Source organism: Paenibacillus sp. F024 (assembly GCF_057814255.1).
The window spans coordinates 14,915-30,627 of the sequence record NZ_JBVASZ010000024.1; the positions used below are offsets into that span (position 1 = coordinate 14,915).

The 15,713-nt window shown below is 43.7% G+C and carries 18 protein-coding genes and 1 riboswitch; of the genes, 10 read left to right on the forward strand and 8 right to left on the reverse strand.

Annotated elements, in window-relative coordinates; genetic code table 11:
• Positions 1-113 precede the first annotated feature (113 nt).
• Positions 114-176: riboswitch (Fluoride riboswitch) on the forward strand.
• A 66-nt stretch (positions 177-242) separates the two neighbouring features.
• From crcB to tnpC, 6 genes are all read left to right on the forward strand, one after another.
• Positions 243-632 carry a fluoride efflux transporter CrcB gene (gene crcB / locus ACZYR9_RS20250; protein WP_488980331.1) on the forward strand — a complete coding sequence of 130 codons (390 nt, stop codon included), beginning with the start codon at positions 243-245 and terminating at the stop codon, positions 630-632.
• Between the two features lie 6 nt (positions 633-638).
• Complete coding sequence (locus tag ACZYR9_RS20255) at positions 639-998, forward strand: fluoride efflux transporter FluC (protein WP_488980276.1); 360 nt, start codon at positions 639-641, stop codon at positions 996-998.
• Between the two features lie 24 nt (positions 999-1,022).
• A complete protein-coding gene (locus ACZYR9_RS20260; protein WP_488980277.1) occupies positions 1,023-1,217 on the forward strand; it encodes a hypothetical protein in 195 nt (64 codons plus the stop codon).
• Between the two features lie 103 nt (positions 1,218-1,320).
• Positions 1,321-1,692 (forward strand): IS66 family insertion sequence element accessory protein TnpA, encoded by a 372-nt coding sequence (gene tnpA, locus ACZYR9_RS20265; RefSeq protein ID WP_488980278.1) that lies wholly within the window; start codon positions 1,321-1,323, stop codon positions 1,690-1,692.
• Positions 1,682-2,038 carry an IS66 family insertion sequence element accessory protein TnpB gene (tnpB, locus tag ACZYR9_RS20270; protein ID WP_488980279.1) on the forward strand — a complete coding sequence of 119 codons (357 nt, stop codon included), beginning with the start codon at positions 1,682-1,684 and terminating at the stop codon, positions 2,036-2,038. The genes tnpA and tnpB overlap by 11 nt, the downstream gene beginning before the upstream one ends.
• Positions 2,039-2,134: 96 nt before the next feature.
• The gene (gene tnpC / locus ACZYR9_RS20275) at positions 2,135-3,670 is read left to right on the forward strand and encodes an IS66 family transposase (RefSeq protein WP_488980280.1); all 1,536 of its coding nucleotides are present in this window, start codon (positions 2,135-2,137) and stop codon (positions 3,668-3,670) included.
• Positions 3,671-4,308: 638 nt separating this feature from the next.
• Here the strand turns inward: tnpC and ACZYR9_RS20280 are convergent.
• On the reverse strand, positions 4,309-5,634 hold the full coding sequence (locus tag ACZYR9_RS20280) for an IS91 family transposase (protein WP_488980281.1): 1,326 nt from the start codon (positions 5,632-5,634) through the stop codon (positions 4,309-4,311).
• 274 nt (positions 5,635-5,908) lie between these two features.
• Between ACZYR9_RS20280 and ACZYR9_RS20285 the strand changes: the two genes are divergently transcribed.
• Positions 5,909-7,210, forward strand: a complete 1,302-nt coding sequence (locus ACZYR9_RS20285) for an IS1380 family transposase (RefSeq protein WP_488980282.1) — start codon at positions 5,909-5,911, stop codon at positions 7,208-7,210.
• Positions 7,211-7,328: 118 nt separating this feature from the next.
• Here the strand turns inward: ACZYR9_RS20285 and ACZYR9_RS20290 are convergent, their stop codons facing one another.
• The 4 genes from ACZYR9_RS20290 to ACZYR9_RS20305 all read right to left on the reverse strand — a co-directional run bounded on the left by ACZYR9_RS20290 (position 7,329) and on the right by ACZYR9_RS20305 (position 10,967).
• A complete protein-coding gene (locus tag ACZYR9_RS20290; RefSeq protein WP_488980283.1) occupies positions 7,329-8,750 on the reverse strand; it encodes a fused MFS/spermidine synthase in 1,422 nt (473 codons plus the stop codon).
• A gap of 192 nt (positions 8,751-8,942) precedes the next feature.
• Positions 8,943-9,671, reverse strand: a complete 729-nt coding sequence (locus ACZYR9_RS20295) for a prolipoprotein diacylglyceryl transferase family protein (protein WP_488980284.1) — start codon at positions 9,669-9,671, stop codon at positions 8,943-8,945.
• Positions 9,672-9,693: 22 nt separating this feature from the next.
• Positions 9,694-10,206: a TlpA family protein disulfide reductase gene (locus ACZYR9_RS20300; RefSeq protein WP_488980285.1), complete on the reverse strand. Its 513-nt coding sequence runs from the start codon at positions 10,204-10,206 to the stop codon at positions 9,694-9,696.
• A 20-nt stretch (positions 10,207-10,226) separates the two neighbouring features.
• Complete coding sequence (locus tag ACZYR9_RS20305; protein ID WP_488980286.1) at positions 10,227-10,967, reverse strand: urease accessory protein UreH domain-containing protein; 741 nt, start codon at positions 10,965-10,967, stop codon at positions 10,227-10,229.
• A gap of 618 nt (positions 10,968-11,585) precedes the next feature.
• On the opposite strand from ACZYR9_RS20305, the gene ACZYR9_RS20310 reads away from it, so the two are divergent.
• From ACZYR9_RS20310 to ACZYR9_RS20320, 3 genes are all read left to right on the forward strand, one after another.
• Positions 11,586-12,266, forward strand: a complete 681-nt coding sequence (locus tag ACZYR9_RS20310; RefSeq protein ID WP_488980287.1) for a C39 family peptidase — start codon at positions 11,586-11,588, stop codon at positions 12,264-12,266.
• Positions 12,170-12,424, forward strand: a complete 255-nt coding sequence (locus tag ACZYR9_RS20315; RefSeq protein WP_488980288.1) for a C39 family peptidase — start codon at positions 12,170-12,172, stop codon at positions 12,422-12,424. Before ACZYR9_RS20310 ends, ACZYR9_RS20315 begins: the two co-directional genes overlap by 97 nt.
• 336 nt (positions 12,425-12,760) lie before the next feature.
• Entirely contained in the window at positions 12,761-13,603 is an 843-nt protein-coding gene (locus ACZYR9_RS20320; protein WP_488980289.1) for a C40 family peptidase, read from the forward strand.
• Positions 13,604-13,705: 102 nt separating this feature from the next.
• Here ACZYR9_RS20320 and ACZYR9_RS20325 read toward each other — a convergent pair whose 3' ends face one another.
• The 3 genes from ACZYR9_RS20325 to ACZYR9_RS20335 all read right to left on the reverse strand — a co-directional run bounded on the left by ACZYR9_RS20325 (position 13,706) and on the right by ACZYR9_RS20335 (position 15,711).
• Positions 13,706-14,563 (reverse strand): M56 family metallopeptidase, encoded by an 858-nt coding sequence (locus ACZYR9_RS20325; protein ID WP_488980290.1) that lies wholly within the window; start codon positions 14,561-14,563, stop codon positions 13,706-13,708.
• Entirely contained in the window at positions 14,560-14,994 is a 435-nt protein-coding gene (locus ACZYR9_RS20330) for a BlaI/MecI/CopY family transcriptional regulator (protein WP_488980332.1), read from the reverse strand. The genes ACZYR9_RS20325 and ACZYR9_RS20330 overlap by 4 nt, the downstream gene beginning before the upstream one ends.
• A 147-nt stretch (positions 14,995-15,141) precedes the next feature.
• The gene (locus tag ACZYR9_RS20335; protein ID WP_488980291.1) at positions 15,142-15,711 is read right to left on the reverse strand and encodes a TVP38/TMEM64 family protein; all 570 of its coding nucleotides are present in this window, start codon (positions 15,709-15,711) and stop codon (positions 15,142-15,144) included.
• Between the last annotated feature and the right edge of the window lie 2 nt (positions 15,712-15,713).

The following is a 15,713-nucleotide window of genomic DNA, read 5'->3' on the forward strand; positions in this document are numbered from 1 at the left end:
GCTTTTGTTGATCGATTTGCGAAATATTATCACTGGCTCCTTATAACTCGTGCCAAATAAAGATGCCAAATAAAGATTGACTTGAACGGGAATTTCAACTAAAATAAATAATATGTTCAAAAGGCGATGGAGTTCGCCATAAACCGCCGGTAACGGCTAATGACTCCTACCAGAATTCTTATTCTGGTAGGAGTTTGTCTTTTTATGTGAATAATTGGAAAGGAGGGGTCGATTTGATTTATGTGTATCTCGGTGTCGGCGGAACGCTCGGCGCTATTAGCCGCTATTCACTTGGCATTTGGATAGGAGAACGTTTTGGACAAGCATTTCCGGTTCACACGCTAACGATTAATTTATTGGGTTGTTTCTTACTTTCTCTCTTCTATACGCTGACCACGACAAGATATTTGGTACATCCGCACTTCCGCTCTTCTTTCGGAACAGGATTTGTTGGGTCGTTCACTACGTTTTCGACCTTTAGTTATGAAAATGTAACATTGCTTCAATCAGCACATTATGGATTAGCATTGCTCTACATTGCAGCAAGCCTGCTCGGCGGTTACCTGTTCACAAGCTTAGGTATACGCCTGGGTAACTATGAGAAAGGCAGAATCCAGCAGGAAAGTGAGTAAACGTTAATGGATATTTTATGGATAGGCATTGGTGGGTTTATTGGGGCGATTAGCCGATTTGCTGTCGTGGATGCGTTTAGTCGAAGATCAATATCATCGATTCCTTTCGGAACGTTGACTGTAAATCTGGCAGGCTCCTTTTTACTCGGCCTTTTGTATGGGCTGACTTTGAATTTACATCTTACCGCCCTTATGGGAACGGGCTTCTTAGGAGCCTTCACAATTTTTTCTACATTCCAGTACGAAATTGTACAGATCCGCCGACTATATAAATGGCGCTCTATTGTCTCTTATGTGTCTATCAGTGTGATTTCTGGAATTGCTTTCTGCGCATTAGGTTATGTACTCGGGCATTTGTGGACCTAGACGAACATCAGGAGGATTGCCGCTATGAATTATGCTATTTTTCAATTTATTAACGATTTGTCAGGACATCTTATTTGGCTCGATTCGATTATGGTACTTGTAAGCAAATACGGTTTGGAGTTATTTGCTATATGGCTTGGATTCGTGTGGGTACTTGGCGATGATCGAAGGAGACATATTGTTGAATCGGTCCCGTTATCCAACGTAAGCGTCAAATAAGAAGGTGTATTCCAATCCCATTTAGATTTTGAGACAATTCCGTTAGAGTAGTCGTTGGAGTTTTTCGACTCTACTCGAAAAACTCTAATGGGAGTGTGTCCAATTGCAAACTTTAGAGATGAGGAATCGTTATAGACTCCAGCAGTGGACCGAGATCATTCGTGACTGCCGTTCCTGTGGCCAGACCGTGGTTCGCTGGTGTGCCGATCATGAAATCAGTGTGAAAAGCTATTACTACTGGCTCCGTAAAATCCGTGAAACTGCTTGTGAATCTCTCCCTGCCTTCTCTTCTCCGAATGAATCAACTCTGGTCCCTGTCCCTTCCTCACTACGGATGAACTCTCCACGTCCCGAAGTGAGTCAGGAGCAAGCGGCCATCATCCTTCGTACGGATGCCGTTACGATTGAAATTCATCCGCATGCGTCTACCGCACTCCTTGAACAGACGCTTCGCATCCTGCAGCATGTTCGGTGACATCTCCAAAGCCGATCAACTGTATATCGCCTGTGGCTATACGGATATGCGAAAGTCCATTGATGGACTCATTCATTTGGTGCAACATCAGCTACAGTTGAACCCGTTTCAGAATCATTTGTTTCTGTTCTGCGGTCGCAAGCGTGATCGGATGAAAGCCTTGTACTGGGAAGGCGATGGATTTGTCCTGTTGTACAAGCGACTGGAATCCGGTCAATACCAGTGGCCCATGGATGCGGAGGCCGTACGCTCGATCACGCCACAGGAGTTTCGATGGTTGCTGGAGGGGCTGTCGATCCATCAGCCGAAAGCGGTTAAAAAGCTGGGCTTCACTCCTTCCATGTAGGTCAAACCAGAGCCGAAAACTCTTGTAAAATCTGGGGTTGTACACAATTCTATGGTATAATGATAGGCATAGAATTCAGTGAAGGAACGGTATCTCATGAGCCCCTTGGAACAGCTACAAAAGATGGAGCATCGCATCGGCGACCTGGAAAAAGAGAATAAACGGCTACAGGAAACCGTACAATTTCTAACGCAGAAGCTGTATGGCAAAAGCTCCGAGAAAACAGCTTCCCTCCCAGTAGGTGTGGAGCAGCTGTCTTTATTTGATGAGGCAGAGAAAGCAGCTTCACGCACTGCACCGGAGCCAACCATCGAGCAGATCCAAGGCTACCAGCGAAAAAAGCAGGTAGGTGAACGAGCGGAGCTGCTTCAGGATCTTCCGCATGAGAAGCAACTATGTCAGGTGCAGGACCGTTGTTGTGACATATGCCATAGCGAGCTTGTCTTGGTGGGCGAAGAGTTTGTGCGTACGGAAGTGGAGTTTATCCCTGCCCGCGTGCAAGCGATTGATATCTACAGAGAAACCCTAGAGTGCCGGACCTGTCGGAAAGAGGACAAGCCTCAGATGAAAAAGGCAACGACGCCAGCGCCGGTCATCCAGCATTCGATGGCCTCCGCTTCCTCTGTGGCATGGGTCATGTACCAGAAGTTTGTGAACAGCATGCCCCTGTACCGTCAGGAGAAGGAATGGAAGAGCATCGGCCTTGATCTGAGTCGGGCCACGATGGCGAACTGGATGATCGCGGCCACGAGAGACTGGCTGAAGCCACTGGTGAATCGACTGCATGAGCTACTTGTGCAAGAGCGATATCTGCATGCGGATGAGACGCCCTTACAGGTGATGAATGAGAAGGGACGGAAGAACACGACCCCCTCCTACATGTGGATCTACAGCGGTGGACAGCATAGTGTGCATCCCATACGGATCTTTGAGTACCAACCAGGACGAGGGGCGAAGTACCCGCAAGCATTCCTGAAAGGGTTCAAGGGATATTTACATAGCGATGCCTACTCGGGATATGCGAAGCTAGCAGGGACGATCTCTTGTCTATGCTGGGCACATCTTCGGCGTAAGTTTGTCCAGGCATTACCACCGGAAGTGAAGCATCCGGAAGAGTCCCTTGCCAACGAAGGCATTGCTTACTGCAACAAACTTTTTGAGCTGGAGGCACAGCTTGCATCACATACCGCTGAAGAACGAAAGGAACAACGTCTGGTGCAGGAAAAGCCTGTACTCGATGCTTTTTGGTCATGGATAGAAATGGCCAAAGGTAAAGTTCTTCCCAAATCCAAGCTGGGCGAAGCGCTGAAGTATGCACGTAACCATAAGCAAGAGTTGATGAATTACTTACAAGATGGAAATTGTGTGATCTCGAATAATCTAGCTGAGAACAGCATTCGTCCCTTTACAGTAGGACGTAAAAACTGGTTATTCAGCGGTAGTCCTCGGGGTGCAACCGCAAGTGCAGCGATCTACAGCATCGTAGAGACAGCGAAGGCAAATGGATTGAACCCTTACAAATATCTAGTCTATCTGTTGCAACAGTTACCAGCGATTGCATTTCGTCAGCAGCCGGAGCTACTTGATGTGTACCTTCCATGGAGTCCGGCTGTTCAACAACGTTGTACATAACGCAGAGCCTGTGGATCTTCATGAACCACGGGCTTTTCTTTTTCAATACACCTTCTTGTTTGACGCTTACGTTAAAAATCGTAGAACAGACACATAAAAAGATCGCGGTTTGACATTGCAAACAACAGGGCGAACATAAATATCAGCTCCATACTCACATGGCAACACCGCTGCGAGAAGAAAGCCAATCTGTTATTATGATGGTGCTGTCATATGAAATTAATGAAGAATATTTATCCTGAATTTCGAAAGTACCTTTCTCTAAAAATATAAGAAAAACCTGGCCGCTGGCCAGGTCCTCTAAAATCCTTGTGCAAACCCATACATTTGAGCGTGGGGAGGGATGGGTATGGGGTTCCAACCGCTCTTGAAATCGTGTTTTATTGAATTGATTAGGCGGAAATAACACGATTTCAAAGGCGGCCCGTAAACTTTCCACCCCATACCCATTCCCTCATCTGATCGACTTCGAACTCTCTTCCACTTCTCTTTTCCTTAACCGATCTTCGATGCGGTATTCATATCCATGAACACCCTTATAGTATTCCGGATACATTTCTCCACCACAGGATTCACAAGCGAATTGTGGCGGAACTTCCGGATCCCCATCGTCCATCATGTCAAAATCTCTGACCACACTAAGCGGTATTTCTTCGCTCTGCGAGCACGTCATACATAGATATTTGACGACCTCTTTGGACTGCAGGTGCTTGCTTAGGCTTAACTGCGTTGGTTTCTTCTTCTTCGCTGGTTTTCGTTTCTTCGATACCGGTGAGATCGTTAATCATCCTTTCTAACACCGCCTTGCTTTTTGCACAAACGGCATGCTTTACGACAAGCTGCCCCTCTTCAAGGCAGACTTCTCCCTTGTACTCATAATAACATTGGCATTTTGGACAAACCATAGGGTCTTTCCCTGTCTGCGCTTTGATCCGTTCTTGCCAGTTCCGCCGACGAATCAGCTTTTGTACCTTCACAATCGTCTTCTTAACCTTCTCCTGCCATGTCTGTACTTTTTCTTTACATTCTTTCTTGATCCGCCGCGCGTATAGTCCATAATGGCGGATCATCTTAAAATGCTCATCTGGAATATGACGAATTAACCGCGAAATAAACTCCTCCGCGGTTACTTTCTCTTCTTTTTCCATATCATCCGTCTTGTCATGGTAGCGAAATACGACATACTCTCCATCGTATTCCTTAATTCGCTCGATCGCTATGGCCGGACGACGGATATAACGTCCAATGTACCCCAGTTGCGTTTTTACGTCCCCTTTCTGTTTTGGGGCATGTACATAGAAGCCTTCCTCATTTTCGGAGTAGGCTTTTTGCAGCAACGGCTGTACCTGTTTCTTCTGCTCTTCCGTTAAGTGACGGCGAATGAGCTTCAGCACCACCGTCTGCCATTGTTTTCGCAGTTTCTTAAACGGAATGTAGTCGTAGGTCTTCCACTCCCCGTTCGCTGTCATACCTCCCATTGTCACAAGCATATGCACGTGCGGGTTAAAATTCAGTTTCGATCCGAAGGTATGTAAGCCTGCAATAATCCCAGGCGTTACTTTATGTTTCTTCTCAAAGTGTTCTTGTACCAGTCGGGCTGCTTCGTCCATGAACTCTTTCAGCATTTCCCGGTATTTCAGAAAAATGTCGCGTAATCCTTCATCGATGGTAAGGATGACATGCCTATGGTTCACTTGAAACACGTCTTCCGCCATCACACGGCTCCACTCTTCTGTTTCTCCGCATGAGCACGTCGTACAGAACCGTCCCTTACAGCGGTAAGGAATTTTTCTCGTGTCATGACACCCTTCACAAACCAGCAACTTAAAGCCGTTCCTGGGATTCCCGCAACCAAGAAATTTCTCGATCTCTTTAACGACAACCAGCCGGATTCGTGTTTTATTCTTTTCATAAAACTGGGGCCAATGCTCCAGAAAGATCCGTTTCAGTACCTTCGTCTCCATGTCCTTAGCATACCGAAAATTTCTTAGAAAGGGTACCCCCTTACGCTTTAGTTCTGTAAAGGACTTAAAGATTCTGATATGTTTAGAAAGGGTACCCCCTTACGCTTTAGTTCTGTAAAGGACTTAAAGATTCTGATATGTTTAGAAAGGGTACCCCCTTACGCTTTAGTTCTGTAAAGGACTTAAAGATTCTGATATGTTAAAAAAGTCTCCAGCCTTTGGTGGAATAGTGTTTGACGAGAACACAATACCCAAAGAGAGGAGCACCCTTTAGGTGAAGTCTACCATACCCGTCAGTAAAATCAAGACCGAATTTTCCCTGCAAAATGCGACCGGCTTCGGAGGCATCAAAATCTTTCTGGAGTACCTCGAAAAAATCAAGCTTTCCCAAGCGTTGCGCAACATCCCCTGCTTCAAAGCGCGCAACTCGCTTTTTCCGCTATACCGCATTCTGCTCTATCTCATCACTGGCTGGATGCTCGGCTGCGAGCGGCTCTTTCATTTTCGCAAATTGCAGCATGACTCGCTTCTGAAGCGTTTCCTCGGTGGTCGTTGCCCGCATCATTCGTTGCTGTACAAAGAATTAGCGCGCTTGAGTACTACTTGCCCCAATCTCGCTTCCGACCTGCGAAGGCTGAATCAGAATATCATTCAGCCCTGCTTGCCGTCATCCCTCATTCTGGATCTGGACTCTACGGTGGAAACCGTATACGGCGATCAAGCGGGAGCTGCGAAAGGTACGAATCCGCACAAGCCCGGCCGCAAAAGCTACCATCCGCTGCTGGCCTTTGAGGGGCAGTCCCATCTGTGCTTGAATGTCGTTCTCCGTCCAGGCAACACGCATTCCTCGACGGATGCTGCTCCTTTCCTTCAAGAAACGTTCGAGCTTCTTGGCGAACGTCCGGTGAAATATGCAAGGTTCGACAAGGGCTTCGGTGGTGAGGAATTCTACAGCTTGTGGGAAGACAGAGAGGTCAGCTATGTCGGCAAGCTGAAATGGACAAAGCGCCTTGCGGAGCAGGTCAAAGCCTGCCGATACTGGAAACGATTCGTTGACGAGGATTGGATCATCGAAGGAATTACGCTGATCTACAAAGCGACATCCTGGAAAAAGCCTCGTCGCGTTGCGATTATTCGTAAGGCGCATGTCATCGATGATGGACAGACCCGATTGGTGTTTGAAACCGATTGGCAGTACGAAGCGATCGTCACCAATCTTGACTGGGAACCAATTGATCTATGGCGCTTCTACAATCAGCGCTGCTGTATGGAAAACTACATCAAGGAAGCGAAGAACGGGTTTTCCATTAATCGAATTGCGACAAGCGATTTCGAGGCGAATGAACTCGATCTGCTCATCAAACTGCTGGCGTACAATCTATTCGAACGATTCAAACGAGATTGCTGTGATTCCGTTCATCAAGGTTACACGATCTCGCGGTTCCGGTTGGAGTTTTTTCATTGTGCCGCTACGATCATTCAGCACAGCAGAACCATAATGCTCAAGTTGGCGAGAGACTTTGCCAACCGACATGCATGGAAGCGTATCGAGGCAAGAGTCGCCCTACTGGAATGATAATTTCCATAATTTAACATGGGAACACCAGCGATTTCGAAATTTAGGTTCATAACTGTTGGTTCAGAACCATACATAATAAGCGTACACGTTTTATTTAACAACAAACGATGATTTACTAATTTAGTTGTATCCATCGGGTTTCCTTATCGGTTATGATCTCCCCTGGGATCATGCTAATTTCCTGACCGTTCTCTATCGATATGGTTGATAATTTTTTTGTACTAGCAACAAAAATTAAATTTTGTTTCGATTCTAATCCAGGTGAGGTCGCGTACACTTTTACATTTTCGTAAATACTTGCAATTGTCCCATACAAACTTTGAACGAGCTTATCCCCTGTTGGCTTCCCAATAACGTTCATTACCACAATCCCATCCGTTCGGAGTTTTTGCCGGGTGATGCGGAAAAATTCCTGAGTAGTCAGATGAAAAGGAATGGTGCCCCCACTGTAGGCATCCAATATGATGACGTCAAGTGAGTCGCTGTCTTTGTTTCGGAGGAGGATACGGCCATCGCCGATACGAACTTCATCGCCGGTATATCCAAAATATTTTCGGCTAACACTTAGCACCTTTTCATCAAGTTCGGCGACCTCAATCGCCTTACCGGAAAAACTTAATTTTTGTGTTAACGTCCCAACGCCGTGCCCAATCATAAATATATTTTCAGACGAAGGATGAAGCTTGTTGACAATCTCTAATATGGCACGCGCATAGGAGAAAAGGACCTGTTCAGGATCTGACATGTTCAAGCCGCCTTGATAGCCCCCTTTATCAAATTGCAGAAAACGAAATGTGCCAGATTTCCCCTTATAATCCGTTTTTTCCGTGACATACAACTCATGATAAGGACTTGACAACTGCTCAATCAGCTTGGCGTCAAAAAACAGCTTCATTTGAGAAGTAAACGGAACCGCACATATTCCCAATAAAGTTAGCGACACAAGCCACTTTTTTCGCAATTGATTTCGGTTAAACGCGATATATGAAACCAGAATCAGAAAAACGAGCAGCGACAACACCCAATTCATATGGAGATTAGGCAGTAAAACAAAAGTGGTTATAAGCGTTCCGACAATGCTTCCGACCGAAGAGCTTATATGAAACAAACTGATTTGTTGCCCGGTGAATCTTTGTGTTAAACCGGTCTTGGTTATACCAGGTATGATGGCGCTGATTAGGGCGTTCGGGACCATGAATAAAGCAAGCGATGCAAAAAGCGTTCCCACCCCGCTTGGGAGCGGCTGAAGAAGAGGCAAAACAAGATTCGACCAATATGGAAGAAAACCAATCACAGTCGCTGATAAAAGCAAATACCTGTTGAGCCAATGATTTGACCCTGCCTTATCCGCGCTCTTCCCCCCCCACCAATACCCCAGTGCGGATCCAAGCAAAAAAACAGAAATAATCGAGCCCCATGTGTACGCGGTATTTCCGAAATATGGCGTGATCATTCTTGCCGCAGTCATCTCAAGCCCCATATATACAAAGCTGACCAGAAATAAAATGACTACAAGCATCATTCTGCTGACCGTCATTTAATGTACATTGCCTCCAGATGAAGGAAGATTGATATTTTGTTGTTTAGGCTGGAGAGTAAAATAAACCATAAGTCCTAGACTATCCCCTGTTGTAAACAAGATGACTTTCATTAGCTCCTTTTCCTCCCTTACTGCAAGTTATAGTCATAGCCATGATGCATTCATGTTATTCATCATTCCTTTCCAACACTAGATGGTTTGGTCATGTTTGCGGTTATTCCGCATAGAGGAGAGAACGAACCCTGAAGCCATCAATATCAAATATATTAACTGCTCCGTAGTGATACCGAAAATCGTGAATAATTTCGGTTTGAATAAGGTAACAAGCATGAGTCCAGCACTGTAATATGTCAAAAAATATAACGTCAATTTACCTGAACCGAGTGAAGAAAGGTTTCTGAAGAACCAAAGCAGCATAGGTATTGTGACGATTAGGACGTATACATTAACCGGGTGGTACTTGTAGTCAGGGTTTTCGATGGAAATTCCCCACGGTAATGAAGTTGATGAACCATACTGCCACCCCAGCAAACTATGCATAAACATCCCCGAAACCATTCCCAAAGCCAACAAATCTGCAAACCATATACGGTCCACTCCTAATTTAGGCAAGGACCGATCTATATACCAAATGGCCACAAAAATACCCAGACCTGCACCGAGCCCCGAACCCGTTATCGTTAGAAGGCTCGCAGGATATCTCCAAAGGATTGATGAAGTAGAGATGAGAGGACTAAATTTCCAAACAAAAAAGACAATTAGGATTCCATTGAAGATTTTGTCAAGAATCGGCTTGGCATCATAACCATTCTTTTTCAATACCACTTGTATAGTCAGGTACCCTGCTAGACCCGATATAGCTAGAAGCAGCCATTCCAGCCTAATCATAAAAGGACCAACCTGCAACACTTCAGGCATAAGTTCACCCCTTCACTCCCCGTTAACGGATGAGTTGTTTGAATTTATTTTCCAGTGTTTGCGGGTCTGCCAGTCCGATCAATTTGTCAACAATGATGCCTTCGGAATTAACGAAGTAGGTAGTTGGAATCGGTTTAATTTGGTATTTTCTAGAAACATCCGCTTTCTCGTCAAGCAACACCGGGAAGGTAAAGCCATATTCCTGAGAAAACGCTTGTGCCCCTTCAATCGAGTCACTAGCTGTCACATTGACAGCATAAATTTCAAGTTGGTCTTTATACTTTGCGTAAAGTTCTACAAGTTCAGGTGCTTCAATTCGACAAGGAGCACACCATGAAGCCCAAAAATTAATGATGACCGGTTTCCCGTTCAGGCTTTCGAAAGAATATGTTTTGCCATCCAGACCCTGCAGAGAAATGAATGGGGCTTTGTAGCCTACTTTTGGCAACTCTTCTTTGTTTGCCGCGGAAGTTTGGTATAACGCAAGCAATCCCAAAAATAATATGGCTGCCAAGATTAACCACTGTTTTCTCAATATAAAGCCCCCCGTTCGAATTAAAGCGTCCAATAAGTTAACGTATCACTAATACCAAATAAGATAAGAAACACTCCCGCCAGCTTTTGTATCCATTGACCCCAGTGTTTCATTCGTTTCACTATGATGCGATCAAGCCCAAAAGCAAACGTCAACCCGACAAACAACAAAAACGGCATCGCTGTTGCTACTGCAAATACGGGCGGCAGCAGCGCTCCGTAAGATGATTGTAGCGATAAAGGCATAAGCGTTCCAAAAAACAATACATACATGGTTGGGCAAAAACCAAGCGAGAAAGCCGCTCCCAGCAGAAAAGCGCCACTGTTTCCACCCGCTCGCTCAGAATATTTTTGCAGCCAAGCTGTCCACTTATAACCGATTTGGAAGGGGAGCCGGACCCAACCAATAAGAATAAACCCTACCAAAATAAGTAGCGGACCCAAAAGTTTTCTTGTAAATGCCAGAAACGGAATAAATTCTTTGCCGATTTGCTGCCCAAATATCCAAAATACGGTGCCTAGTACAATAAACACCGCTATCTTTCCCAACAGATACATCCCTGTTTCCATCCAAGAGAGCTTCTCCTGTACCTGACGGTTTCCAAAATATGTGATAGCAGCCACATTAGCCGAAATTTGACACGGTGCCATGGAACCGACAAAACCGAGAAATAAGGCAGCAATAAGAGCTATATCGGTATTCGCAGCGTTTACGAATGGCTGAGTTACAAATGCACTGATCTCGCTAAAAAATTGATACATGCTTTTTTTTCAACCCCTTGCTCGATAAATAGATTCAAAAACTGCTTGCGTGCGTGACCCCCTTTCTTTTGTTTATTTAAGGAAAATAAAAAACATGATAAGAAATAGCAGGATCGATGTCAAAGTCCCGATTATCGCTCCAAACATCCATGATGCCTTATTTTTCATTAAGAATGATAATAGGGTGTGTATTGTAAATGGAGCAATATAGAAATAAATGCGTGTGCTTGCTTCTAATTTGAATATTAGATCAACAATAAAAATGATTGCTGTCGAAACGAGCAAGAAACTTGCACTCTTAAGAACAATTTTAAAGTTCAAAATCGTATTATAATGAAAAATCATAAAATCGTACTCCTCGCTTTTCTTTAAGTTCGGCTTACTTATCTTGGGCCACGCAAAGCCGGGTCCGGTCGAACGTTATGCCGAAGAATTTTACCCTTAACAATGAGTAACATTGAACATGCATTATTACACCTTTCTTTAATATACAATAAATTTTCAATATTTTAACACTACAAATTGTAGTATAATGTTTTCATCGAAGTCAACCGGAAGTTATTCAGCAGAGATTAAACCTCTTTGTTTATGATTTTATGATGATAGGATTGATAGGTTATGGCTATAACAATCTTAAAAAACACACTAACCGTCCTGTTGGCAGTAGGTCTCGCTTTTTCCAGTGCTTTTTTGGGCTTCCTGCTATATTTTAAACTACCCGCCAAAGATGCTTTAAGTGAACCGTTATCCGGCAAAACATCAAGTTCTACGCCCCCAACTCCTACTCCAACACAAGATTTTACAAACGGACAGTCTCTAGTAACAAGCGGATCTCAAACCAAAAAATCAGCGAATATGATAGAAGCTCCAATTGTCCTTCAAAATCCTGAGCTTCCCTCTGGGTGCGAATTAGTTGCCTTAACGATGCTTTTGCAGTTTTACGGCATAAACAAAAGTAAAATGGAACTGCTACCGGAGATGAAAATAGATCCTACTCCCATTCAATGGAACAGTGATGGAACAATTAAATATTGGGGTAATCCAAATCTTGGCTATGTAGGGGATATTACAGGAAAACAAAAAGGATTCGGTATCTACCATGCAGCATTATTTGAGTTGCTGCAAAAATATATTCCTACAGCGGTAGACCTAACAACAAAACCTTTTGAACAATTGGAGCCCAAATATCGGAGGGCATACCCGTGGTCGTTTGGACAACCATTCCGTTTCGAGTACCGACAGAAAAACAGTGGGTTGTGTGGGACTCTCCTCTTGGACCGATTCGTACAACTTTTATAGAACATGCGGTTCTACTTGTCGGCTACGATGAAAAACATGTTTATGTAAACGACCCCTTAAGCGGCAAAAAAAAATATAAGATTGAAAAAGAACGTTTTGTGTCCACTTGGGAAGCTTTAGGCAGACAAGCTCTTTCTTATCAGAAGCCGGTAAAATAATGAGTTATATCGGGAGGTTGAGAAAACGGGATCTTCAGTTATGGAACAAAATGGTGTTTAAAATCAATTCCTTATATCGTCGTTACTTTATTCGCTTTATTAAAGAAACAGCTAAATTGCCCATTTATTTCGGCTCCAGTATCACTTACTGATATGCCCACATAAACATAATTATAAATCTAATAAAGGGGTAATGAGAGTGATTGTCCAAAAAAAAAAGATAAAGTCAGGTTGGTGTTATTCCAAAGGGACTTTTTCACAAAAAGAAGAAGAGTGTTTAATAAGATTAGCTTAATAAACAGGAATAACATAAATTACCTGCCGCTAAGGGATGTATTGGAAATCCTGGAGTTTGACAATTTTAAAGTCACCCCTCGGACCATCACAGTGACTGACGGATCAGAATTTGTTGTGATTCCCAAAAAAGGAATAACTGCACAAAAAGAAGGAATTTCATTAAATATCGATCGAGTCTTCACTATAAATAATGTACAATTCATTAGTGTTCGTTCCATTAATCGTTTGTTTAATGTGGACTTGACTTATAATGCTCTAAAAAAACAAGTCTGTATACGTCAACCTGGTCGATTTTTCATAGTTCTTCGAGGGGATACGTTGCGTATAATCGCAATGCTATTGAATACTTCGATAAAAGGCGTGTTATCAATAAACAAAAACTTGCGTGAACCGCTTCCAGAAGGTATAAAGGTCAAAATCCCAACGATGGATATTGATACCTTGCCCAAGAACAGAGTCAAATCGAATAAAGCGGCAAAAATAAAGCAACAACCAGAGCTTGCTTCTAAAATTACGGCACTTGGTAGAACTTTAATCGGAATTCCTTATAAGTTTGGTGCCGGACCGTATCCGAGAAGCAAGAGATTTGATTGCTCATCTTACATTCAATACATTTTCGGGAAGAACGGTATTCGGTTGCCTAGAACAAGCAGGGCACAGTCCCGTAGCGGAAGGTCTATTAAACAGAGTGATGTTGAACCTGGCGACCTCATCTTTTTTAGGCGCGATCGATATTCTGACAACCGGATAGGTCACGTTGGGATGGACATCGGAAAGGGCAAAATGTTGAATACCTACCAGTCTCCACCGGGCGTTACCATAACCAGATGGAAAACACCTTATTGGTTAAGAAGATATGTGACTGCAAGAGAAGTTTTGTAGAAAACAGAGTCCTCCATTCACGACCGATACTTTATTTCTTGGTGTTAAAAAATCATCCCCTTCCCCTTATTGTCGCAGTGTAATAAGGGGAAATCAGGCAGGTTACGAGCATCCCCCTGCGGCGATATTAAGTATTATCATTATAATACAAATGGACCATACCACCGACTTCATTTGTACAAACGGAACTTGAACCGGTTGATCCGGGTCTAGCACCTGTTGAATCCGAAAGTTGATGTCTGCATCAGCGAAAGGAACACCCGCAGCAGTCTTCTGTGCGTTTCCCCACTTGGCCAGACGCAAAAGCACATTTCCTAAATAATACTCCGAGCCCATCTGCTTTATTGCAAAGCGGTCAGCCATCAATTCTCTCCACGTATGGTAGTGCTTCGCCGCGGATTTGATAATTGGCACATATCCCATGCCGTCGACGGCAAGCGCAAACAAAAAGGTTTTTAATGGATCGTGATGACGGCAGTGATACTTTTCGTGGAGCAGGACGGCCTCAATTTCTTTCGGTGGTAGCATGCCAAGCATTCCCGTCGATATTATAATTCGAGGCCGGAAAAAACCCATCGTAATGGCGATAAATGCCTCGTCCTCCACGACAAGGAATCGGGTTTTCCAGTGCCGATATTTGACATTCAAGCGTTTGGTCCATATCAGATGCTTTTTTGCTTCAAAGGTCCGGTTCCACTTCTGCGTAAGGTAAATCTGTTTAACCGTTCGCCAGACAATTCGGCTTAACGTATACAGTATGACGAGATTAAATATAATTTTCACAGTGCTGTGACCAACGGTTTGCTCCTCAATCAAAGCCAAGCAATATTGTAAAATGTTCCAGGAAATTTGAACCCCAAACATTTGATGTGCCAAAAACCATCCCATCTGCAGTAGGACCATCGAACCGAATATAAGTACTAATACAAAAGAACCCATCGTTCTCAGAGTTGGATTCATGATCGTTCCCTACTTTTCATCTCGTTTAACTTGTTCTTAAGTCTATCCATCAAATCAGGATCCGTCTCGTTTAACGCATCGATCATATGATTTACTACGAGATCACCATATTCATGAATTAATCCATAAGTGACCATTTTAGTTTGTTCTGCCAAAAACTGCTCCAAGGTCTGAACTGCTTCATAGCAGGTAATTCTGCTCCTGCCTTGTCCCTTGACAAACGACTTTTTCAAGTGCCCTTTCTCAAGCAATCTGTTCATCACAGTCATGACCGTATTAAAAGAAATGGGATTCTCACGGCTTAATCTTTCCTGAACTTCTTTAATCCCCAATCCTTCAGAAGACCATATAATGTCCATAATCTTTGCTTCTAACGGCCCAAAAAATCGATTGAGTCCCTCTTCGTGAATATTAAATTTTTTGATTGTCATCATTGATCACACCCTTACATTATGTGTTTTAGTTGTTTTAGTACATAGTAAAGTTTACGTCAATCATATTTTAACATAATTATTAAAGAGCCTTTCAGAAGCTATCTGAAAGGCCTGGCGTTATTAACTATTTCTTTGGACTCCAGTTTACTCCCTTTTTGGTCTCTTTTTTAATAACATGAAGATCAAACCTGAAAACAACAGCGAAATCAGCAGCCGCGGGAAATTGTCGTTAATCAACATAAGATCATGTCCTACCAATGTTTCCAAGGCAATGGATGGAGCTTTTCCGATCAACGTGACGATGATAAAACCAGAAAAACTCATTTTTGATAACGCAGCCGCGAAGGTAATAACCCCCGACGGTACAAGCGGAGTTAACCTGGCTAATAAAAGAATTGCCATTTGCCTCTTATGGCTTTCTTCATTCAATCTCTTTAGCCAAACCCAGCTTTCGATTCTCATCCGCTTCCATTTGCCAAATCCCCACCGGTATAACCAGAAAGACACCCCAGCTCCGATCACCTCACCAGTCAAGGACACCAGAAATCCAGGCAGCATACCAAAAACCACGGCATTGGCTCCGGATAAAAACAACGTTGGGATGAACCCCGGAACAGCGATCATGACGTTTAATAGAACACTGACCAAAACAGCCCATATTCCAAAGCCTCTCAACCATTCTGCTACGTCTTCAACTTGAAACAGCAAGTCCATCC